24 protein-coding genes are annotated in these 21,625 nt (G+C 65.7%); 9 read left to right on the plus strand and 15 right to left on the minus strand.

The window, feature by feature from the left end; genetic code table 11:
- Window positions 1–75: 75 nt before the first annotated feature.
- Entirely contained in the window at window positions 76–495 is a 420-nt protein-coding gene (ndk, locus tag JKF87_RS13505; RefSeq protein WP_201100422.1) for a nucleoside-diphosphate kinase, read from the minus strand.
- 147 nt (window positions 496–642) lie between these two features.
- Here ndk and JKF87_RS13510 point away from each other — a divergent pair, with 147 nt between their 5' ends.
- A complete protein-coding gene (locus tag JKF87_RS13510) occupies window positions 643–2,532 on the plus strand; it encodes an ABC-F family ATP-binding cassette domain-containing protein (protein WP_201100423.1) in 1,890 nt (629 codons plus the stop codon).
- A complete protein-coding gene (locus tag JKF87_RS13515; protein WP_201100424.1) occupies window positions 2,529–2,771 on the plus strand; it encodes a DUF2164 domain-containing protein in 243 nt (80 codons plus the stop codon). Before JKF87_RS13510 ends, JKF87_RS13515 begins: the two co-directional genes overlap by 4 nt.
- A 6-nt stretch (window positions 2,772–2,777) precedes the next feature.
- Here the strand turns inward: JKF87_RS13515 and JKF87_RS13520 are convergent, their stop codons facing one another.
- The 4 genes from JKF87_RS13520 to JKF87_RS13535 form a co-directional block, all read right to left on the minus strand.
- The gene (locus tag JKF87_RS13520) at window positions 2,778–3,374 is read right to left on the minus strand and encodes a hypothetical protein (protein WP_201100425.1); all 597 of its coding nucleotides are present in this window, start codon (window positions 3,372–3,374) and stop codon (window positions 2,778–2,780) included.
- Window positions 3,375–3,439: 65 nt separating this feature from the next.
- Complete coding sequence (locus JKF87_RS13525; protein ID WP_201100426.1) at window positions 3,440–3,934, minus strand: hypothetical protein; 495 nt, start codon at window positions 3,932–3,934, stop codon at window positions 3,440–3,442.
- A 14-nt stretch (window positions 3,935–3,948) separates the two neighbouring features.
- A complete protein-coding gene (locus JKF87_RS13530; protein ID WP_201100427.1) occupies window positions 3,949–4,635 on the minus strand; it encodes a hypothetical protein in 687 nt (228 codons plus the stop codon).
- A 25-nt stretch (window positions 4,636–4,660) separates the two neighbouring features.
- Window positions 4,661–5,152: a hypothetical protein gene (locus JKF87_RS13535; protein ID WP_201100428.1), complete on the minus strand. Its 492-nt coding sequence runs from the start codon at window positions 5,150–5,152 to the stop codon at window positions 4,661–4,663.
- A 255-nt stretch (window positions 5,153–5,407) separates the two neighbouring features.
- Here JKF87_RS13535 and JKF87_RS13540 point away from each other — a divergent pair, with 255 nt between their 5' ends.
- Window positions 5,408–5,671, plus strand: coding sequence for a hypothetical protein (locus JKF87_RS13540; RefSeq protein ID WP_201100429.1), 264 nt, complete (start codon window positions 5,408–5,410; stop codon window positions 5,669–5,671).
- Window positions 5,672–5,680: 9 nt separating this feature from the next.
- On the plus strand, window positions 5,681–6,388 hold the full coding sequence (locus JKF87_RS13545; RefSeq protein WP_201100430.1) for a lysozyme inhibitor LprI family protein: 708 nt from the start codon (window positions 5,681–5,683) through the stop codon (window positions 6,386–6,388).
- Between the two features lie 42 nt (window positions 6,389–6,430).
- On the opposite strand, the gene JKF87_RS13550 is transcribed toward JKF87_RS13545, so the two are convergent.
- The 4 genes from JKF87_RS13550 to JKF87_RS13565 form a co-directional block, all read right to left on the minus strand.
- On the minus strand, window positions 6,431–6,655 hold the full coding sequence (locus JKF87_RS13550; protein ID WP_201100431.1) for a lysozyme inhibitor LprI family protein: 225 nt from the start codon (window positions 6,653–6,655) through the stop codon (window positions 6,431–6,433).
- Between the two features lie 93 nt (window positions 6,656–6,748).
- Complete coding sequence (locus JKF87_RS13555) at window positions 6,749–7,441, minus strand: hypothetical protein (RefSeq protein ID WP_201100432.1); 693 nt, start codon at window positions 7,439–7,441, stop codon at window positions 6,749–6,751.
- Window positions 7,438–7,914 carry a hypothetical protein gene (locus JKF87_RS13560; RefSeq protein WP_201100433.1) on the minus strand — a complete coding sequence of 159 codons (477 nt, stop codon included), beginning with the start codon at window positions 7,912–7,914 and terminating at the stop codon, window positions 7,438–7,440. The genes JKF87_RS13555 and JKF87_RS13560 overlap by 4 nt, the downstream gene beginning before the upstream one ends.
- Window positions 7,915–8,012: 98 nt before the next feature.
- Window positions 8,013–8,621 carry a TetR/AcrR family transcriptional regulator gene (locus JKF87_RS13565; protein ID WP_201100434.1) on the minus strand — a complete coding sequence of 203 codons (609 nt, stop codon included), beginning with the start codon at window positions 8,619–8,621 and terminating at the stop codon, window positions 8,013–8,015.
- Between the two features lie 229 nt (window positions 8,622–8,850).
- Here JKF87_RS13565 and JKF87_RS13570 point away from each other — a divergent pair, with 229 nt between their 5' ends.
- On the plus strand, window positions 8,851–9,183 hold the full coding sequence (locus JKF87_RS13570) for a hypothetical protein (RefSeq protein ID WP_201100435.1): 333 nt from the start codon (window positions 8,851–8,853) through the stop codon (window positions 9,181–9,183).
- On the opposite strand, the gene JKF87_RS13575 is transcribed toward JKF87_RS13570, so the two are convergent.
- Genes JKF87_RS13575 through JKF87_RS13600 form a run of 6 tightly spaced genes read right to left on the minus strand, consistent with a single transcriptional unit; the run spans window position 9,180 to window position 15,406 of the window.
- Window positions 9,180–10,193 (minus strand): aromatic ring-hydroxylating oxygenase subunit alpha, encoded by a 1,014-nt coding sequence (locus JKF87_RS13575; protein WP_201100436.1) that lies wholly within the window; start codon window positions 10,191–10,193, stop codon window positions 9,180–9,182. The genes JKF87_RS13570 and JKF87_RS13575 overlap by 4 nt on opposite strands.
- Window positions 10,190–11,350, minus strand: coding sequence for an ATP-grasp domain-containing protein (locus tag JKF87_RS13580; protein ID WP_201100437.1), 1,161 nt, complete (start codon window positions 11,348–11,350; stop codon window positions 10,190–10,192). Before JKF87_RS13580 ends, JKF87_RS13575 begins: the two co-directional genes overlap by 4 nt.
- Window positions 11,340–12,596, minus strand: coding sequence for a cell division protein FtsA (locus JKF87_RS13585; protein ID WP_201100438.1), 1,257 nt, complete (start codon window positions 12,594–12,596; stop codon window positions 11,340–11,342). The genes JKF87_RS13580 and JKF87_RS13585 overlap by 11 nt, the downstream gene beginning before the upstream one ends.
- Window positions 12,586–13,431 carry an MBL fold metallo-hydrolase gene (locus tag JKF87_RS13590; protein ID WP_201100439.1) on the minus strand — a complete coding sequence of 282 codons (846 nt, stop codon included), beginning with the start codon at window positions 13,429–13,431 and terminating at the stop codon, window positions 12,586–12,588. The genes JKF87_RS13585 and JKF87_RS13590 overlap by 11 nt, the downstream gene beginning before the upstream one ends.
- Complete coding sequence (locus tag JKF87_RS13595) at window positions 13,428–14,411, minus strand: NAD-dependent epimerase/dehydratase family protein (protein ID WP_201100440.1); 984 nt, start codon at window positions 14,409–14,411, stop codon at window positions 13,428–13,430. Before JKF87_RS13595 ends, JKF87_RS13590 begins: the two co-directional genes overlap by 4 nt.
- Window positions 14,411–15,406: a 3-oxoacyl-[acyl-carrier-protein] synthase III C-terminal domain-containing protein gene (locus JKF87_RS13600; RefSeq protein WP_201100441.1), complete on the minus strand. Its 996-nt coding sequence runs from the start codon at window positions 15,404–15,406 to the stop codon at window positions 14,411–14,413. Before JKF87_RS13600 ends, JKF87_RS13595 begins: the two co-directional genes overlap by 1 nt.
- Window positions 15,407–15,745: 339 nt before the next feature.
- Here JKF87_RS13600 and JKF87_RS13605 point away from each other — a divergent pair, with 339 nt between their 5' ends.
- The 4 genes from JKF87_RS13605 (at window position 15,746) to JKF87_RS13620 (ending at window position 21,601) form a co-directional block, all read left to right on the plus strand.
- Window positions 15,746–16,627, plus strand: a complete 882-nt coding sequence (locus JKF87_RS13605) for a hypothetical protein (RefSeq protein ID WP_201100442.1) — start codon at window positions 15,746–15,748, stop codon at window positions 16,625–16,627.
- 110 nt (window positions 16,628–16,737) lie between these two features.
- Complete coding sequence (locus JKF87_RS13610; protein ID WP_236261385.1) at window positions 16,738–18,273, plus strand: TolC family protein; 1,536 nt, start codon at window positions 16,738–16,740, stop codon at window positions 18,271–18,273.
- Entirely contained in the window at window positions 18,270–19,292 is a 1,023-nt protein-coding gene (locus tag JKF87_RS13615; protein WP_201100443.1) for an HlyD family secretion protein, read from the plus strand. Before JKF87_RS13610 ends, JKF87_RS13615 begins: the two co-directional genes overlap by 4 nt.
- Window positions 19,289–21,601 (plus strand): ABC transporter permease, encoded by a 2,313-nt coding sequence (locus JKF87_RS13620; RefSeq protein WP_201100444.1) that lies wholly within the window; start codon window positions 19,289–19,291, stop codon window positions 21,599–21,601. The genes JKF87_RS13615 and JKF87_RS13620 overlap by 4 nt, the downstream gene beginning before the upstream one ends.
- Window positions 21,602–21,625: the final 24 nt, after the last annotated feature.

A 21,625-nucleotide genomic window follows, 5' to 3' on the forward strand; every position in this document is an offset into this window, starting at 1 on the left:
GGCTGGCGCAGCACAAAGAAAAACGGCCGGACCATCGCTGGCCCAGCCGTTTCAGCAGTTCAAGCCGATCAGGGCTTAGCCGACGATCTGGTCGTCAGTGAAGAACTGGGCGATTTCGATGCCGGCGTTTTCCAGCGAGTCCGAACCGTGGACCGAGTTTTCGCCGATCGACAGGGCGAACAGCTTGCGGATCGTGCCTTCAGCAGCGTCGTTCGGGTTGGTGGCGCCCATGACTTCGCGGTACTTGGCGACGGCGCCTTCGGCTTCCAGAACCTGGACGACGACCGGCTCGGCGATCATTTGCGAGACCAGTTCGCCGTAGAAGGGACGCTCGGCGTGCACTTCGTAGAATTTCTTGGCTTGGGCTTCGGTCAGCTTGATGCGGCGCTGAGCGACGATGCGCAGGCCAGCGGTTTCGATGACAGCGTTGATCGCGCCGGTCAGGTTGCGGCGCGTCGCGTCAGGCTTGATGATCGAGAAAGTGCGTTCGGTCATGGTGAAGTGACTTCTTGTTTGGGAGTTTGAGGGTCGCGGGCTTATAGCGACGACCTCCCTAGTTTCCAACTGTCCCTTTTTCGTGTCCGTGACGCTCCTCGCCCTGCGACTGGCGGCATCCGGACGATTTTAGATTTCGACTGTTCCATGCTCCAGATCACAGACCTGACCTTCAACGCCTGGGGCCGCAAATTCCTTGTCGACGCCTCCGTCAGCCTGCCGCCTGGCGCCAAAGTCGGCCTGGTGGGCCGCAACGGCATCGGCAAGTCCACCCTGTTCAAGCTGATCCTGGGCGAACTGAACGCCAATGGCGACGAAATCAGCCTGCCCAAGACCGCCCGCATCGGATCGGTCGATCAGGAACACCCGGCCACGCCCGTCAGCGTCATCGACACCATTCTGGAAGCAGACGTTGAACGCCACACCCTGCTGGCCCACCTTGAGACGGCCGAGCCGGAAGAAATGGGCGAGATCTGGTCGCGTCTGATCGAGATCGACGCCGACGCCGCCCCGGCGCGCGCCGCCGAAATCCTGGTCGGCCTGGGCTTCGATCAGGAGAATCAGGCCCGCCCGATGTCCGAGTTCTCGGGCGGCTGGCGGATGCGCGTGGCCCTGGCCGCCGCCCTGTTCGCAGAGCCGGACATGCTGCTGCTGGACGAACCGACCAACTACCTCGACCTGGAAGGTGCCCTGTGGCTGGAGGCGCGGCTGAAGAAATACCCGCACACGGCCCTGATCATCTCCCACGACCGGGAAATGCTGAACGAGGTCTGCACCCACATCCTGCACCTCGCGAACCACACCCTGACCCTCTACACCGGCAACTACGACGCCTTTGAAAAGGCCCGCGCCGAGAAGGCCCGTCTGCAGTTGTCGGCCAAGGCCAAGCAGGACGCCGAACGCGCCCACCTTCAGGCCTTCGTGGACCGGTTCAAGGCCAAGGCGTCCAAGGCCGCCCAGGCCCAGTCGCGCATGAAGCGGCTGGAGAAGATGCAGCCGGTCGCCACCACCATCGAAGAGCGCGTCGCCCCCTTCACCCTGCCCTCGCCGCCGCGCCCGCTGGCCCCGCCGCTGATCCGTCTGGAGCGGGCCAATGTCGGCTATGAGCCGGGCAAGCCGATTCTGCGGAACCTGAACCTGCGCATGGACCTGGACGACCGCATCGGTCTGCTGGGCGTCAACGGCGCGGGCAAGTCCACCTTCGCCAAGATGATCGCCGGCGCTCTGAACGTGTCAGAGGGCGAACTGCACCGCGACAAGAAGATGCGCGTGGGCTGGTTCCACCAGCACCAGATCGAGGCGATGGACCCCACCGACACGCCGCTGGAGATCATCCGCCGCGCCATGCCGGATGCGCCGGAAAGCGCCCGCCGGTCCAAACTGGCGCAGTTCGGACTGGGCTATGAGAAGCAGGAAACCACGGTCGACAGTCTGTCGGGCGGCGAGCGCGCGCGTCTGCTGCTGAACATGGTGGCGATGGATGCGCCCCACGTCCTGATCCTGGACGAACCGACCAACCACCTGGACATCGACAGCCGCCGCGCCCTGCTGGACGCGCTGAATGACTATTCCGGCGCCGTTATCCTGATCACCCACGACCGTTCGCTGATGGAGATGGTCGCCGACCGGCTGTGGCTGGCCGCGGACGGCACTGTGAAGCCCTATGACGGCGACATGGACGACTACGCCAAATTCGTCCTCGACCGCGCCAAGGCCGCCGTATCCAAGCCCAGCCAGATCAAGAAGGAAGAGGCCGCCAAGGCGCCCGTTCAGGACAACAAAAACCGCAAGAACGACAAGAAGTCAGGCCCGTCGCCGTCGACCCTGCGTCACGCGGTCAAGAAGGCTGAAGAGCGGATGACGCAACTGACGGCGGAAATCGCCCGCATCGACGACGACATCGCCAACGCCTCGGTCTCCAACCCCAAGGCCATCGAAGGCCTGACGCGCGCCCGCGCCAAGACCCAGACCGATCTGGAAGCGGCCGAGGCTGCGTGGATGGCGGCGGAGGAAGCCCTGGCCGAGGTCGTCGGATGAAGCCGATCGAACTGTCCAAGGACGCGCGCGCAGCCGCCACCGGCAAGCTGCGCGACTATTTCCGCCAGGAGTTGGATCAGGACCTGGGCCAGTTGCCAGCCGAGATGCTGCTGGACTTCATCAGCAAGGAAATCGGGGGTGTCTTCTACAATCGCGGCGTCCACGACTCCCAGGAACTGGTGCAGAAGAAGGCCGAAGACATTGTCGAGGCCCTCTACGGCCTGGAGCGCGGCGCCTGAGCCTGATCAGCCCGGAATGGGGCCGATACGCCAGTTGCTGAAGCTTTCGATATCCTCGGGTCGCGAGGGGCAGCGGTCCTCCAGCGTGAAGGCGATATCGCCCTCGTAGTACCAGTCCGCCGTAATCGCATTCGGGTTCTCGCCGCTGGAATAGCAAACGGCGGCCTTGCCTGCCGGCGTCATCAGGATGGCCCAGTTGGTCACGCCCGCGCCCGCCGGATCATAGCCCGACGCCATCAACCGTCCCATCGTGCTGCGGATCGGCACGACGACATTGCCGTCGAAGACCACGAACTGCTGCACGTCACGCGGCGCGCCCGAGGCCACGATGGCGTCACGCACCGCTCGGTTCTGGAAGAAGGACACGCCCTGAACCGGATCAAACGGATCCTTGCCGGCATAGGCCATGATCCCCGGCGCAGCGGCGGTCTCGGCGGGTGCGGCGACCTTGTCGGCTTCCATCTTGGGCGCTGCTGTCCGGTCCTGAACGGCGACCTCGACGGGCTTTTTGTCAGACCGGTCGTCGTCGGCCTTGGCGCAGGCCACGACGCCGATGCTGAGGGCCAGGGCGGTCAGGGCTATGCCCAGTTTACGGTTCTTCATGGGACGCTTTTCCTTGGCCGCATGGGCCGAGATGAACATTGGCAATCAGATTTTTCAGACGGGATTCACCGCCCCGATGCCAGGGCGGCGCGCGTGTCTGCATCGAGCAGGGCGTCAACCGGCATGGTGGAGAAGATGTCGTTCTGGGACGAGACGGACGGGCGAGAGGCATAGAAGACGAAGCGGCTGCCTTCTCCGCGCGAACGCGGACTGTAGCTGGGTCCGAACGTGCATTCCGGACCGAGGCCATAGGCGAACTGCAATTCGGGCGGCGCGCCCTCGCCTTTCAGCACCCGCACAGGCTTGGCGCGCACATAGGCGCCGCTGGCCATGCCCGGATGGCTCGGATCGTCCGGAGAGAACACCATGAAGCTTTCGGTGATCTCGGCCTCATAAACCAGCGCCGCATTGGCCCAGGATGAGGCCTGGATTTCACGCAAGTTCGCCTCTCTCTGTTCAGGCGTCGGCGGCGGTCCCGCAGACGCGATGCAGGCCGAAGCAACGCCCGGCGCAACAATCGCCAGGGCCACGGCGGTCAGGATGGCGGATGTCTTGATCATCGAGGTTTTCCTGATCAGATCGGGCGCGGGCCGTCGCAGGCGAATCGCGGCGGGCTGGCCCAGACGACGATGCGCGTGGCCTGCGCCGGGCGGAACAGCCCCTTGCCCACCCTGTCAAAGCTGTGGTCGCAGTTGAACGAGGCGTTGATCACCCAGTCCCGTCCCTTGGCGTCGATCATGGCCTTCTGCCACTGCTCGGTGGCATCAGGCTGGCTGACCATGACCGTTTCGATCGTCATGGCGCGACGTCCGACGTTGAAGGTGTACTGGATCGAAGGCTCCACCGCATTGCCGCACATCATCAGGCAGTCGGCGGTCAGGACGCCGTCCTGAAAGTTGTCGAAGATCTCGGCGAAATGGATGATGTTGGCCGTGCCGATGGCGTCGCCGCCGACGACGGCGTCCACATTGAAGGTGCAGCGAGGCGAGGTTTCCATCGCCAAGGCCTCCACCTTGCCGCCCGTCACCAGGGCTTGGACGCTGCATCCTTCGACCTCATAATAGCGCACTGAGGCGGCGTTCTGGCTCGCCCGTCCCGTCACCCGCTCCAGCACCGACGCATCCGCGCCCAGCATGCCAGAGGTGAAGACACGGTCGATCTTGGACGCCGCCCTGGCCTGCGCCGGGGCCGAAGCCTGAGCCGCAGGCGCCAGCATCAGCGCCAATCCTGCGGCCAGGCCGACAGCGGCGGTTTGGTCCATGAAACCCATGGGTCAGGCCTTTCGATCAGGAATAGAAGGGAATGCGGTCCAGCTTGTACACCCCGCCGTGCAGGGAGAAGACACGCTGATCCCCGGTGTCATCAAGCTGCAGAATATGTTCGCCCCGCACGATGGGTCCGCCGCCCTCGCCGTCATCCACCCCGCTCTGGAAGGCGCGCAGGCGGCGATCCCGGATGGCCGCGATGACAGCAGGCGTGAAGATACGGTCGTAACGCGCCAGGAACTCGGCCTTGTTGCGACTGGTCGCAGAGGCGGCTGAGATTTCGCAAGCCTGGCGCGCCTCGCAATAGTTGCCGGGCCGATAGTCGGTGAAGGGGAACTGGGTCATGGCCGCCACCGCCTCTCGGTCGTTGGCCAGGACGGCGGCGCGGAAGTCCTCAAAGAATGTCTGAAACCTGGCGTGCGATCTCTGGGCCGCAACAGGCGCCGGAGCAGCGGGTTCAGCAAGAGCGGGCGCGCTGACGGCCAACACCGCCGCGATCAGACAAGATCGCATCAACACCGTCACGTCTCCCTCTCCATTTCCATTTCCATTTCCATTTCCATTTCCATTTCCATCAGCAAAGGCCGTTTCAGCCTGCCGTTTCGTTTACGCATCGATTTATTATACATCGCTCAATATGACGCAAGCCCCACTGACGCGTTTTCAATTTATCAATTGAGCATCGCTCATATTCTGGTAGACTGCCCTGGACATCCGCCCCTTGCCAGCCGCCCTTACGCCCGCTCACGTCCCCAAACGGCTATAGCCATGATCAGTTCAGTCCTGCTCGCAGCCATTATGTCGACAGCCCTCGCCTCGCCTCCTCCAAGGATGCAGGACACAAGGACGGACGAACCGGGCGGCCGGATGGAACAGGCGGAGGGCAGCGCCAGAGTTCAGCACCAGCCCGGCGCCTTCCGTGATGATGGCGAGGGTGACAGCCTGACGCCGGTGCGCAAAACCGGCGAACCCACCGCCCATGTTTTCACGCCCGCAGATGGCTGCTGGCGCCTGACCCAACATCTTAGCTGAGGTCCCCTAATGTCCCTTATGTCTAGACTGGCGCTGGCCGCCCTCCTGTCCCTTCCCGCCGGCATGGCCTCAGCGCAGTCCGCACCTCAGGCCGCTGATTGCAGCCGCGCCACCCAGCCTGTGGACCGCGCCATCTGCACGACCCCGGACCTGCGGCGGCTGGATCAATCCATCGCCACCGCCTACCGCCGACTTCTCGCCGATCTGGACCGCAATGGCGCCGCCGCCCTGCGTGACGACCAACGCGTCTTCATCAATGCCCGCAATCGCGCGGCGGCGGGTCGCACTGGCGCGGAACTGATCACCGAACTGCGTGGATGGCTGGAACAACGCGCAAAAGCACTAAACAGTCTTCTGGCCAATCCTAACGACGGTCTTGTCGGCCACTGGGTCAATATCAACGGCGAGATCGACGTGGTGCAATGGGCCTCGGGCGTGCTGACGTTCAACGCCAACGCCGTCGACCCGCTGGGTGCCCGCTGGGTCTGTGACGCGGACGGCGATGGGGAATGGACCGGAGAAAACGAAGGCACGCTGGAGGTGAAGACGGGCGAGGACACCTCACGCTGGTCGCTGGTCATCAGCCGCAAGGGCGACACCCTGCAAGTTCAGGAACGCCACGTCAGCGGCGACCGCTCCATCCCCTATTGCGGCTTCAACGGCGGCCTGTCCGGGACCTATTTCCGCGTGGACCCGCTCACTCTGGAGCGCAACTGACGGCCCGACGTGGTTCTCGTCAGACCAACGGCGGGAACCGCGTCAATCCAGATAGTTCGCCATCAACGCGCGAAGCGTCGCGATGCGCGCTTCATAATGGCCGACCACGCAGGTCTCACCCGTCATGCCCAGCGCTGTTCCCTGACCGAAGACATAGCTGACCACGTCGCAGTCGGCGCGGATGAAGGCGCCCCAGTTCTCTTCCGCCGCCATCAGGCTGGCGCCCGCCTTGCCGTAGTCAGCGCCTTGCGGCCCCTGTCCGCTCAAGCGTCGCGATCTCAAGCTGTGCGGCCCATGCGGCGTTCAACGGCGCAAGACGCGCCATCATCGCCAAAGCCGCCCAGAGATTTCTGAAACGCATCATTCTCTGTCGACAGAGGCCATGTCGCAGGTCGTTTCTTCCGCCTCGCACACGCCCTGGAACCAGGCCGTCCCAGTCCGAACCCGATCGGCAGCCAGTTCGCGCGGAACACCGCCCACGCTCTCGCGCACGACGACATAGTCCACCAGAACCCACCCGCCCGGACCACAGGCGCGGATCGCCGCGACACGCCCCATGTCCGTCACCCAGTCATCGCCCAGGTCCAGCAAGCGCTCGCTGGATCGATTAGGGCGGGCGAAACCACGGGCGGACTGAATGGCGAACTGCGCGGCGTCAGCTGGGATCCAACCCTCCCCCGAATAGACAGTTCGAACCGGCAGCGGGCGGTCGTCTGCGTCGGTTTCGCCGTGGTTATAGGCGTCGCTGGCGTCCGCAATCTTCAACCAACCAGGCCTGGCCTCCCGAACCTGGAACCGGACGCTGTAGGGATAGTCGATCTGGTCCGAGCGGGTCGGGATGGCGCCAAGTGCGGCAGCCTGCGGCTCCGGCGCGCTTCGAACGACAACCGGTGCGTTGAGCCTGTAGCTTGGCCACGCCGTCAGATCGCAGGCCGTCGCATCGGTTGGAATCCATGCCGTTTGGGGCAATGGGCGCGCATTAACGACGCCTGCCTGCGCGGTCAGCGCCAGGGCTGACGCCAGCACACAGGCCTTGGTCATAGTGCGGCTCATGGCAATGTCCTCGGGCTGGCGCGTATTCCTGGCGCGATTTCCTGCGGCCGATCCGTCCACGTCAGAATCTTGACCAGGTCCCCGCCCGGAGCCGCAAATCTCTCACAGGCCGGACTGATATCGCGCGAGAGATCAGCCGCGCGGAAGGCGCCATCTTGCAGCCCCTCAAGATAGGCCTCGGCCCATTCACGATCCTCTTGCGACAACCGGCTGCGCTCGTAGTCAGCCGTCTCCTCGGCGTTGGCCTGGATCAGTTGCGCATCCTCGTCGGACAGCACCCGACACAAGAGCCCCATGCCGACCAGGCGCTGAATCCGAACGGCCAGCACGGCATGCCCCCTGAACAGTTGCCGCTGCATCGTCGCCATGTCCGGCGTCGCATCAGCGCGTGCTTCCTGCGCCGCCGCCACGCGCGGGCCAGCCAGCCCCACTGTGCAGGCCAACACCAGACTGGCGATCAACTGTTTTCGCATCATCCCTCCTGCGGCCCGGAATGCGGACACGGCGACCCGACGCGGACCGCGGCCAGGGGATCATTCAACAGTTTTGATCATTGTTCAATACATCGAAGTCAGCGCGATGGCGCCGCCGCACCCGCGTGGATCAAAGCCTCCCAGACCCGATCAAGAGCCAACTCCATCGGCTGGGAGATGTTCATCAGGGCGAAACTGCCATTCAGATCGAAGACGCAATGGCCGTGGACCACCGCGATCAAAGAACGCGCCAGTCGGGGTGCCTCGGACTGCGCCTGGGTCGGCAGCACAGCCGCCACCTCGTCCACGATAATCTGCGTCAGGGCCCCGCGCTGCAGGTTCTGCTCGTCGGGGATCACAACATCAGGCGGCAAATGATGGTCGTAGATGGCGGTCCAGCTATTCACGTTGTCGCGTGCAAAGCCGAAATAGGCCTCGACCAGAGTCTGGATCCGGTCGGCCCCGCTGGTTTCGAGACGCTGCCGCACATACTCGGCCCAAAGCTGGAAGGTGCGCGTATTGATCGTGATCAGCAGCCGATCCAGGGTTCCGAACACATTGTACAGCGTGCCGACGGAATAGCCGATGCGTTTGGCCACCTCCCGCGCAGAGAAGCGGGCAAACCCGACCTCGGCCATATGCTTATGGCCTTCGACCACGAACAGATGTTCGAGCTCCTGACGCGTGTGATCTGATCGCCTTCCCATCGTCACGACATAGCAGGCATCGGGTCGTCATAAAACTTAGAAACGGCAGGCCCCGCCAGGGCTTAGGCCCAGTCATCCCGGAGTTTGCGGCGATGTGTCCCAACCGACGCCGTTCATTCCTCCGCCCCTTAGAATGACGAACGGCAAAATAAATGATCACTGCTCAAATAATGCTGGACCTGGCGCCGATCCTTGCCTAGCCTGTCGGCCTGAAGTTCGGAGAAAACCCGTGACGCGCCACGCCTCTGCAGACCACGGCCGCAACAAACTGCTCTTCTGGGGCGCGCTGATGTCCAGCCTGATCGGCTGGGCGCCGCTGCTGGCAGGGCTGATCAGCGCAGGGGCCGCATCGGCCTTTGGCTGCGAGGTCAATGAAGCCTACGCCCACCCCTGCATGGTGATGGGGGCTGACATATCCGACGCCCTCTACACGGGCTTCATGTCCATGTTTCTGCTGATCTTTACAGCGCCGGTCATCCTGATTTCGATCACACTCTGGATCATCCTGGCCGTTTCGCGCATGCGGTCGCCACCTGACGCCCCCGGCGGCGCAAACACCTAAAGCGTGCGGGTGAACGGGCCTTCCACGCCCGGCTCCAGCGCCTGCCCCTGATAGAGTCGCGCCACCCGCGCGCCCAGCAGATCCCCCGGCCCTTGAATGAATCGCGGCCCGCCGAAGGCTTCGATTCCATCCAGTTGCCGCGCCAGAGCCCGGCGATCCTGCGCCACCACCGGGTTCAGGAACAGACGGATCGCCGTCTCCTTCAACCAGCCAGGTCCGCGTCCCTTGGGCGTGGTGAACCGGGCGAACGGGCGCAGCGAACCCGCGTCGACCGGGGTGAAGAAGGCGGAAACGCACAGGGTCAGACCCTTCGGCCCCTCCCACCGCGCCTGCACCGTCGTCGGGGCATAGAGGCGCGTGCGGCTGCGGTCGCGGGGCGGTTCCAGCATCCGTGACATCCACCCCAGGTCGGGGACCGGCTGTTCGATCACCTGCTCGATGCTGGTCTCAAAAATATTGGTGCTGAGGTGGACGGGCATCCGCCGATTGCTGCGCCGAATGATGCCGTCGTGGATGTAGTTGGTGTGAAAGGCGTCCAGAACATTCTCGATCGCGTCCAGCGCCCTGCCCCGCCACACGCCCTGCGCCCACCAGAAATGGTCATGATCTTCGTCGCCCCAGACGCCGAGATCGGGCAAGTCCGCCTGCCCCTCCTTCAGCCGGACGAAGACGCCGCCGTTGCGCTCAATCACCGCGACGGGGCTGGCGGCCAGTCGCGCGCCATCGCCGGACGCCAGTTCACCCCCCGGCACCTCAAGACAGTCGCCGTCCGGCCCGAACCGCCAGCCATGATAGGGACAGACGACCGCGCCATCCTTCATCCGCCCGTCAGACAGGGGAAAGTTCCGATGGGGACAGCGATCCAGCAGCCCCGCGATACGCCCATCCGCCCCCCGAAACAGCACGACAGGCGTGTCCGCCACCTTGCGCGCCAACGGCTTGCCCCGAACCTCCTTCGACAGGGCGACCAACTGCCAGCTCCGCGCGATGCTGTCGGGCACGGGGGTCATTGCGCGCCTCCGGGACCGTTCCATTCGATATCGCGGGTCATGGCCTGCTCCAGACTGCATCCGGCACGCGCGGCGCGGACGGAAAAGACGGCGCTGTCGATCAATGCGCCCAAGACCGGCGCCACACCGCCACCCCTTGCGATCACGTCCTGCCCCTCACGCCGTTCGCGCGACCAGTTGGCCAGCCGGTTCTGTTTAAACGCTTCCGGCAGACCATAGAGCCACATTGCCAACCCCAGATGTCCGCGTTCACGTCCCCTGACCAGTCCGACCGCCTGCCCGGTCATCGCCAAGGCCAGTTCGCGACGCCCTCTGAACAGGTGCAGACCACTGGTGCCGCGCGGATTGCACTCGATCAGCCAGGGGCGGCCGTCTGCATCAATGATGGCGTCACAGGCGAACTGGCCCGCTCCGACAAGGCCCGCCAGCCGACGTGCTGCATCCAGCAAGGACGAGGCGGCGACCTCGTCCAGCGGTTCAAAGGCGTAACCGACGCCGCCCGGTCTGCGCCACGGTGAACGATAGGCGGCGAAGGCCGTCAGAACGCCATTCACAGCGACGGCGTGGAAGCAGACCTCATTTCCCACGACCCGATCCTGCGCCACCCAGACACGGTCGTCGGCAGGTGAAATCTGGGTCAGTTGTGATGCGGATGGGCCGATCAGAGTTTCGGACCCGAAGCGCGAATACTCCGGCTTGAACACCAGACACTCCGCCTCGGGCGAGACCTGATCCAGTTCGGCCCGTCCGCCGATCCGGCGTGTCTTCGGGACCGAAATCCCTAGCCGTTCGCACACCTCAACGAAGCGATGCTTGGAATGAAGTTCATCCAGGACTTGGGGCGATGGCGCAAACAGGCGCGCTTCAAAATCCAGCGAAGCCGCAGCCGCCGCCAGATGGAAAACCTCTTCGCAGACAGGAATAATGAGCGCTAGTTCAAGACCCTGCACCAGAAACTGAAGATCATTTCTGAAACCCTGAACGTCCAACCGCGGTGAGGCGTACCGATGCACGGCCTTGGCGACGCCGGCCCCCTGCGCCATCTGACAGGAACAACTGTCAGCCAGATGAACCTCCCAGCCCGCCGCGACGAAACTGCGCGCCAGATCAAGCGCGGCCGGCGCCCGCGCGCCCGTGATCAGAACCCTATCCGGCATCAGACCACCGGATGCGCCGACGCTTGGGCTGGTCCCAGATCGGCGGCGGGCCAGCAACGATCGCCGGGCCGATCTCGACCTTAAACAGCAACCGATCCAACGCCCCGACGGCGACCGGCGCCGTCGCAGGATCAACCTCGACCACTACGCGGCCTGGGCTGGCGGTGACCCGCCAATCCTGCTGCGGCCCCAAGGCGTCAACCAGCGCATTCTCCACATCGCGCGGTGGAATGACCTGATCGCCCCAGCGCCACAGGTCTTCGTAACGCCCTTCCACGCCCTGCACCGCGAGCAGCGGCGAACCGCACCGGCATGGGCCAGCAGGCTCCAGAAGATCATCCAGGCGCAACCGCACCACCGGCTGGCTGACCCGCCTCAGGTCAGTGATGATGGGACGAAAGCGGTTCGTGCCGGGGATGGGGTCGCGCTCGACGATCAGCACGTCCTCGTTCAGATGAAGGGTTCCGAACCGGCAGGCCGCACCCAGAAATCCCTCGGTCGCCTGATAGATCGGGTCTGGCCTCAGGCCCAACCGCTGGCCGATCCAGTCACGCTCACCCTCGCCCATCGGTTCGGCGCCATAGAACAGACGCCGCAAGGGCCACGGTGCATCCTGCTCCATGCGTCGCGCGACATCGGACAGCACATGAGACGGTGCGATCAGAACATGGGGTTGAAACGCGTGCAGACGCGCCATCCGCTGATCCGCAGGCGTATCCAGGCCGATGAACTCGAACGACACGCGCCCTGCCCCGCCGACTTCGCGATAAAGGGCGCTGTCCGCCCTCAGGCAAAGCGCGATACGCCACGGCTGCAACGGCGCATTCAACGGCAGCAACCGCGCCAACGCATGACCGACATAGGCGGCGCGCTCGGCCGGGCTGGCCAGAAACAGACCACGCGAACCGCTGGACCCGGTCGAAAAGCCCGCCGTCACCCCGCCCGGCAAACCGCCTTCGCGCCCCTCTTCAGCCGCCTGCGCCGCCGCCATGGCCGAGGCTTCGTCGAGGCTCAACGTGTTCCATTCTGCAAAGGCGGAACGCACCTGCCCAGGCGTGGAGATCGGAAAACCAGCGAGCGGGCGCCCGGCATAGGCGGCCACAGCCGGGGTGCGCGCCAGCACAGGCTGCAGCCGTCGCCACAGGGCTTTCTGGCGGCGCTCAACATCAGCGCGGGTTCGCAAACCCAACCTGTCGAACTGCGTCGCCATCCAGGTGCGCGCTATGAGTTTGCGGTCAGGCCTCATCGGCGCTGATCTCCGCCGCCGCCTCGGCGCAATGCGAGGGGGTCACCACCAAGTCGGCGTTGCGTGCCCAGAGACGGTGCAGGTCATGCAGGGTTCGGCGATAGGCGTCCGTCTCGCCCAGGATGCTGGTGGTCAGGCGCGGCGGCGGGGCGTCGTCACGCACGGCGCGTCGCGACCAGGCGGCGTCTCCGATCAGGAAATGACGCCGGTCATCCTCGCCCCGCAGAACCAGCCCCCAATGCCCCGGGCAATGCCCCGGCAAAGAAACCGCCAGCATCGAACCATCGCCGAACAGGTCCGCGCCATCGCTGAACGGCGCCATATCCGCGCCCAGCGGCGCACGCGGCAGATCCTCGAAAAAGCGCGCGCGGACATCAACGTCAGCGGGCAGCAACCCATCCAAAATGCCGCGCCGGACCCGCGCCAACCGCCCATGACGGCGCACATCCTCCAGCCCCGCCCGCGCGCAGAACAGCGTGGCCTGAGGAAAGGCGTGCAGACCGGCGATATGGTCGCCGTGGAAATGCGAAATCACGACCGCACGCACATCCTCCGCCCTCAACCCAAAGCGGCTCAACTGTTCGATGACGGCTTGTCCCTCCGGCAGATCGACCGGCGTCGTCCAGCGATAGAAGCGTTCTGGAAACGGCTGCGTCGCCTTGAAGAAGGCCGGATCATAGCCTGTGTCGAACAGCACCGGCCCCACTGTCGGATGCAGGATCAGACCCGCCAGAGCCGGAAACTCGACCGGCTTCCATCCCGCGCCACGCCGCGCCATCGCCTCGGGGTGACGACAGGACCCCGCCTTCAACACATGGACCTGACAGCGCGTCATGCCGCCATCCTCGGCGCCAGTTCCAGCGCGGACGCCACCGCATCATAAGCGGGCGCATAACCCAGGACGGTTCGCGCATAAGACAGATCAAAGGTCTGGGAATAGGCCAAGGTCGCCAGCGTATAGGGGGTGATCTTCGGCTCTGGTCGTCCCGGCCAGACGCCGCACACCGTCTCCGACAGCGCGGCCAGAACCCGCATGGGCGCCATCGGAACCGGGATGAGACGAGGCCTCACCTGCAACACCGCGCACAACCGCTCCGCCAGTTCGAGAATGCGGATCGGCTGTCCGCCAGAGATGTTGATCGGCCGCCCGCCCACCGTCTCTCTATGCTGGTCCGCCAGCACCAGGGCCGCGGCCGCATCACGCACGTCTGTCAGGTCGATCCGCGCGAGGCCGCCGCGCAGAACCGGCAGCCTGCCGCGCCGCACCATCTCAAGAATTCGTGGCAGAAGAACCGCGTCATCCGGTCCGATCAGGGCGCGGGGACGGATCGACACCGTTCGGAAGCCCGGTCTGTCCGCCGCCAGCACCTGTTGCTCCGCCGCCAGCTTGGTGCGGGCATAGGCGTTCAGCGGGCGCGGGTTCGGCAGGCTGTCCTCGGTCAGCCCCTCCTGATCCTTGAAATCCGCGTAGATCGAGGGCGAGGACACAAAGACGAAGGCGCCGCACCCCGCCGCCTGCGCCGCCGCCAGCAGCCCCTCGGTCACATCGACATTGATGCGCTGGAACACCGCCTCCGCTCCCCAGGGACTGGACAGTGCCGCCGCATGAAAGACGACATCAACGCCGTCGCAGAGCCGGGTCAGGTCGGCCTGCAGCAGGTCGCACAGGACCACGTCCGCGCCCATACTCTCAAGTCGTTGCACCACTGCCGCAGACCGTCCGGTCGCCCGCATGGCATATCCGGCGGCGATCAGGGCCTCGGTCAAGGCCAGACCCAAGCCGCCCGTCGCGCCTGTGACCAGTGCGCGACGCATCAGAACCGCAGCACCATGGCCGCCGCGCTGATCCCGGCGGCGGTGCCCAACAGAAGCACCGTCGTTCCCGGCTTCAACCGCCCCAAGGATTGGGCCTCGACCAGACCGCTGGGCAAAGAGGCGGCGATCTGGTTGCCGCGATCAGAAAAGATGTCGATAACCCGCTCCGGGCCGCCGCCCATCAAGCGTCGCACATGTTCGACGCCCGGTCGGCTGGCCTGATGGCAGATGACCAGATCGACGGTCGCGCGCGTCAGGCCGGCCTCCTGCAGCACTCCGTCGATCATGCGCGGCAAGACCCTGGCCGCCGCCTTGAACACCCCAAAGGCGTCCATGCGGAACCGCGCGCCTTCGAGCAGCGCCTCATAGCCGTCTGTCGCGCGTATCCGCGTGCCGCCAGAGCGCAGGACCGCCAGATCCTTGCCCTCGCCATAGGTTTCGAAGCGGCGGCTGATCAACGCCGGGCCTTCGCCATCCGCCCGCGCCTCGATGCAGACCGCCGCCGCGCCGTCGCCGAAGATGGCGGCCGAGGCTGGCGTGCCCCAATCCAGTCCCGCCGACGCAATATCGCTGGAAACCACCAAGGCCCGCTTCCAGCGCCCGGTCGCAAACCCCATGGCGACGATATCCAACGCGGCCAGGAAGGAAAGACAGGTCTGGTTCACATCAAACGCCCAGATGCCGGATTTCCCCAGCCCCAGTTCATTCTGGATCAGGACGGCCGTGCCTGGGATCGGCTGCTCCATCACCCCGCAGGCGCCGATCAGGACGTCGAACTCGCCCTCGCCCCACCCCGCCATCTCCAGCGCCGCCCTCGCCGCACGTGCGCCCAGCACGGAGGTGGTCTCCTCGGGCGACGCGACCCCGCGACTGGAGATGCCGAACTGTCCTTCGGTCCATCCCGTCGGCTGGCCGAACACGGCGTCCAACTCAGAGGACGGCCTGCGTCTTTCGGGTAGAGCCGCGCCATATCCAACCAGGGCCAGTCCCGTCATCGCGACGCACCCTGCGCGTGACGGGCGGTCAAGCCCGTATTCTTATCCCTGAAGGCATTTCGCAGCATGGGTGAACCGTCGTGTTTCGGGGTCATGGTCTAACAGCAGCACCTCGTAAAAGGCTTGTCCATAAATTTATTGATCATCGCTCATTTTTTTGAACCAATCGTCCGGCATCGTCAATATGTGCGACGGTCTGCGGGCCTGGACAGGATTTTACATCGCGGCGCTTTCTGCCCGAACGGCGTCGTGTCATCCAATGGTCCAGCTGGGCGTGTGGCAACCAACTTCGCCACACGTCGTTCTCCGTCACTCGATCAAAGGCCAACAGGACCTCCCATGACACCCCGCACCCGCCTCGCCCTTGTCGCCGCCACTGCTCTGGCTGTGGGCGCCGGCCCTGCTCATGCCCAGACCAACACTCAGACAAATCAGGACCGACTGGGCGCCGTCGTCGGCGCGCTGTTCGGCGACCGTCTCGGCATTTCGGCGCTGGATCAGGCCTGGCTGCGCGGCGGCCGCCCCCTGCGTGACGGTCAGAGCCAGTTCAACACCCGCGTCGACAGCAGCCTGCGCGTCGGTCAAATCTCCAGCGCCGCCGCCACGCGCCTGCGCGCCGACTATACGGCCCTTGTCGATCTCGAAACGCGTTACGCCGCCGATGGACGCTTCACCAACGAAGAACGCGCCGATCTGAACAGCCGCTACAACGCCCTGACGCAGACGCTGGAGTCCGGCGCGGCAGGTTATGGCGATGTGAACTCGGTCGCCCAGGGTCGCGCCGCATTCGAGGCCCGTGTGGACGCCTCCGTCAACGCGCGCCGCATCACCCGCACCGAGGCCACCCGCCTCAAGACTGACTATCAGGCCTTGATCCAGCTTGAGACCCGCTACGCCGCCAAGGGCTCCATCACCGCCAGCGAGCGTAACGATCTGGACAGCCGCCTGGATGCCCTGGACGCCCGCGTCGGCGACGGTCCCGCCGTGCAGCCGCCTGTGGCGACCCAGACCCCGCGCGTGCGGTTGGCCACGCTGGAAACCGCCGTGACCGCCGCCGAGCGCTCGGGCGCCCTCACCCGCGCCGACGCCGCCGATGTGCGGGTTCAACTGGGCGACCTGACGCGTCTGGAGGCCGCCTATGGCCGCTACAACCCGTCGGCGGATGAAACCGCCTATCTGACGCGCCGACTGGGCGAACTGGAAACGCGCGTCCGCCGCTAAGACCGGTTTTCATGCATCAACGGGCGCCCATTCATCGACTGAATGGGCGCTCTGCATGACGCGACTGCGCTGATATGGCGTCGGAACCCTTGCGACATCTGAGAACTTGCTTGACCCGACGGCGCCGCTTCAGGATCGTCACCCAGGCTTTGCAAGGATCGATGATGGTTTCAGCATGGATCGGACTGCCCTTCGCGCTGTTGGTCGCGGGCGCCGCGGCCGCTCAGACGGCGTCGCCGCAGCAGACGCCGCTGACCTATGCCGAAGCCTCTGTCCGGCTGCGCACCTCCTCCAGCCTGTCTCGCGCTGCGGGCTATGGCGTGGACGCCGCCAGCGAACAGGCGGCGGCGGCGGCGGGCCTGCGTCGGCCCACGGTGTCCCTGGACGCCCAAGCCATCCGCTATCGCAAGACCTTCGACATTTCCCTGACTGGCGCGCTGGACAAGGCCCAGTCCGAACTGGGCGCGGCCATTCCGGGGCTGATCTCGGACCTTCCCGGCATACCGGGCGATATTCTTCAGACGGTGGGACAGCGGCTGCAGGCCGCCCTGCCCGAAATCTTCGCCGCCCTGCCGACCGATGTCCGGCTGGAGGTCGAGGACACCGCCTTTCGCCCGACCCTGACCGCGCTTCAGCCCATCTACAGCGGCGGCGCCATCCCCGCCCTGCAACGCGCCGCCGCCGCCAATGTCGATATGGCGCAGGCGCGCCGTCGCGAGGCGATGGATCTTGAAGGCGTCAACCTGGCCCGCGCCTATTTCGGACAGGTGTTGGCGGCGGAGGCCGTGCGCATCTCCACCGACACCCGCGACGGGTTCGATCTTCACCTGCGCAACGCCGAGCGGATGGAGCGCGAAGGGGTGTTGAGCCATGCACAGACGCTGCAAGTTCAGGTGGCCCGCGACGCTTCACAGCGCCAACTGGACCGCGCGCAGTTGGAATACGACAACTCGGTCCAGTCGCTTGGCCGGGTGCTGAACCTGGACGACGGGGTGACGCCGACGACGCCGTTGTTCGTCAACCGCGCGTCGGTCGGTCCGATGGATGTCTTCATCGCCCAGGCGTCGCAGTCCAACGCCCGCATCGCCCAGGCCCAGGCGACACGTGATCTGGCCGAAGCAGGCGTCGATCTGGCGGAATCGCGGTTTCGCCCCACCGTCTATGCCTTCGGCACCTACAACCTGAACCCCGACAACGCCCTGCCGACAGAGCCTGACTGGGCCGTAGGCATCGGCGCGCGCTACACCCTGATGTCGTCGATCGACCGTCGCCGCATGGCGGGCGCGGCGCGATCGCAGGCCCAGGCCGCGGGCGAACTGGAACGCCAGGCGCGCGACGACGCCCGGCTGCTGGTCACCCGCGCCTATAATCAGGCGGAGCTGGCGCGACGCCAGTTCCTGTCGATGGACTCCAGCCTGACGGCGGCGACCGAGAACCTGCGGGTGCAGGAGATCGGCTTCCGGGAGGGGGAATCTCCTGTCTCTGCCGTTGTGGACGCCCGCAATCTGCTGGGCGCCGCACGGTTGCAGCGCGCGGTCGCCGCCTATGAATATGATCTCAGTCTGGCGGCGCTTCTGGCGGCGTCCAGCAGCCCCCAGACCCTGAACGACTATCTGCAACGCGACGACCGGATCAGCGCACCATGAGCGAGACGACAGCCACGCCCCCCTCGCGCAAGCGCGGCGCCCTGCGCGTCTGGATCATCGCGGCAGGCGCGATCCTGCTGGTGGGCTTCATCATCGTGGGCCTGTTCCTGGCGGCCCGCCCGCCGAAGGAGCAGATCCAGGCCATGGTCGAGGCCGAAACCTTCACCGTCGCCACCAAGGCGCCCAGCCGTGTCGAGCAGCTTCTGGTCTCCGAAGGCGACCGCGTCACCGCAGGTCAGGTGCTGGCCGTCATGAGCAGCCCCGAAATCGAGGCCAAGGACGTGCAGGCGCGCGCCCTGCTGCAGTCCGCCGAGGCGCTGCAGTCCCTCAGCCGCGAGGGCGCCCGGCACGAAGACATCCGCACCGTCGAATCCATCTGGCGCGCCAGCCAGGCCACGGAACGTCTGGCCGACCAGACCGCACGACGCGCCGAGGCCTTGTTCGCCGAGGGGGTTATCTCGGCCCAGCGGCGCGACGAAGCCGTCGCCGCCCGCGCCGCCACCGCCGCCCAGACCGAGGCCGCCCGCCAGCAGTATGTGAAGGCCCAGACCGGAACCCGGCCACAGGAACGCTCTGTCGCTGACGCCCAGGTCAGCGGCGCCCAGGCCGCCGTCGCCGAGACCACCAGCCTGCAATCCGAAACCCGACTGGTTGCGCCACACGCGGGCGAGGTGTCCCAGCGGTTCGCCAATGTCGGCGAACTGGTCCTGATCGGCGTGCCGGTTTACACCGTGGTCGACACCGCTGATCCCTGGGTGTCCTTCACTGTCCGCGAAGACCAGTATCGCGACCTGAAGATGGGTGCGACGCTGCACGGCGACATACCGGCGCTGGGTCTCAAGAACGCCGCCTTCCGCGTCACCGCCATCAGCCCCCAGGGCGAGTTCGCCACCTGGCGCTCGACCCGCCAGTCCAGCGGCTATGACGTGCGCAGCTTCGCCATCAAGGCCAAGCCGGTTCAACCCATCGCCAACCTGCGTCCGGGCATGAGCGTGCTGTTCGACTGGTCGCGCCGATGACGTCCAATCGCGCGGCCTTCGCCCGGGCCGTGCGCGACGAGACGCGCCTGCTGCTGACCCGACCGTGGGACGCCTTCGTCGCCTTCGGCCTGCCGCTGATCCTGCTGGTGGTCATCGCCGCCATGTTTGCGCCGGGCGTGATCCGGCAATCGCCAGCGGCGGTGGTGGACCATGATCGGTCCAGCTTTACCCGCGCCGCCGTTCGAAACATGCAGGCCAGTTCCGGCCTGGACGTCGCCTATGCGCCCGCCACTCTGGACGAGGCGATGGCGCTGATGCGGCAGGGCAGGATTTTCAGCTTCGCCTATTTCCCCTCGGGCTTCACTGCGGGGGCCTTCCGCCAGCCTGAACAGGCGACGGTCTATTTCAACGGCGCCTTCCAGACGGCGGGCGCCCTGACGGCCCTGAACCAGTCCGCCGCCATCGCCTCAGCCGCCGCGCCCGCGCTGGAGGAGCGCGCCCGGCAGATGGGCGTGCCCGCAACCGCGCTCAGCCCGCCGGATGTTCAGGTGTCGATCATCGGCAACCCGCAACTGAACTTTGAACTGTTCCTGGGCGGCCTGCTCGGCCCCGGCGTCCTGCATCTGCTGGCCGCCTGTTCCGCCGTGCTGGCGGTCGGGCGGCTGATGCAGGGCAAGTCGTTTCGTCCATTCAAGATCGCCCACGGCGGCCGCACGACGGCGGCCCTGGCTGGCCATCTAACGCCGCATTTCCTGATCTTCACCCTGTGGGGACTGGCCTGGATCGTCTGGCTGTGCGGGTTCCGGAGCTGGGGCGTGGCCGGGTCGCTGCCTCTGCTGATGCTGGGCATGGCGGCCCTGATGGCGGTCAGCGTCGCCCTGTCGGCCCTGCTGGTCGCAGTGGCGGGCGACAACGACCTGGCCTTCTCCGCCACCGCCATCTACTCTGGCGCCGCCATCGCCTTTTCCAACGGGACCCTGCCGCTGGACCACGGTCCGCGCTTCGCCCAGTTCTGGAGCGATGTCCTGCCTTACACCCACTATCTGCGGCTTCAGACCAGCCAGATGGTGACCGATGGCGCAAAGCCCGCCGCCGTCCATGACCTGCTCATTCTCTGCGCGGTGACCCTGGGCGCCTTCATCATCGCCGCCCTGGCGATCCGCTGGCGCGCCAACCGCGAGCCCAAGGTCGAGGCCCTGACCTTCCCGCTTCCGACCGACAGCGTCACCGGCAGTTTCGCCGCCACCTTCGCAAGTATTGTGAAGACCCGCCCGGTCGCCAGCCTGCTGCTGCTCGCCGTGGTGCTGTACGCCTTCTATTACCCGGCGGCCTATTCGGGTCAGTCCGCCACCGGCCTGCCTCTGGCGGTGGTGACCAGCAGCCAGACGCCGACGACGCGCACCCTGGTCGAGGATCTGAACGCCAGCCACGCCATCGAGGTCGCCGCTGTCGCCTCCTCTGTCGAGGAAGCCCAGAACCTGATGAAGCGCGGCGTTGTGGACGGCATCATCGTCCTGCCCGATGGGTTCGAGGCCAGTCTGGCGCGCGGCGCGCCGGACGGTGTCGCCATCTATCTGAACGGCGGCTATCTGGTGCGCGTCACCGCCATCGGCAAGGCTGCGGCGGGCGCCGTCGCGGACGTGATCCGCAAACGCCTGAACGGCCTGCCCGAGGTCGCGCGCGCCGCGTCCCTGACGCCCAGCCTGAAACAGGTGTCGCTCTTTAATCCCACCGAGGGATACGGCGACTATGCGGTTCCGGCGGTCAGCATCGTCATCCTGCAACAGACCCTTCTGCTGGGCGCGGGCGTCATCGCCGCCATACGACGCGAGACGGCGGCGCCGGTCCTGCGGCTCAGAAGTCGTCTGGGCCTGTGGCTGGCCCTGACCGTCATCGGCGCCTTGTCCAGCCTGTTCTATTTCGGCTTCGTCTTCTGGGTTCAGGACTATCCGCGTGCGGGCGATCTGATCGGGGTCATCCTTCTGGCGCCCTTGTTCTCGGCAGCTGTGTCGGCGCTGGGTCTGTGTCTGGGCGGCTTGTTCGACCGGCATGAGCGCGTTTTACAGGTGCTGGTCGGCACGTCGGCGCCGCTCTTCTTCCTGGGCGGCACGGCCTGGCCGCACTTCATGATGCCTCAGCCCTTGGTCTGGCTGGCCAATCTGTTTCCTTCCACGGCAGGCGTGCAGGCCTTTGTGAAGATGAACTCGACCGGCGCCAGTCTTTCCGAAGTTGCGCCAGAAGCGACGGTGTTGGTTGTCCTGGTTGTGATCTACGGCCTTTGGTTGTTGGCGCCCGATCTGAGAACCATCAGACAACGACAGGTCACGGCCCAGCAAACCTCAAGCTGAGCCTTGGCAGCCTATTCTGATTTT

This window comes from Brevundimonas nasdae, from assembly GCF_016654005.1.
In the GTDB taxonomy this organism is placed as follows: domain Bacteria; phylum Pseudomonadota; class Alphaproteobacteria; order Caulobacterales; family Caulobacteraceae; genus Brevundimonas; species Brevundimonas nasdae.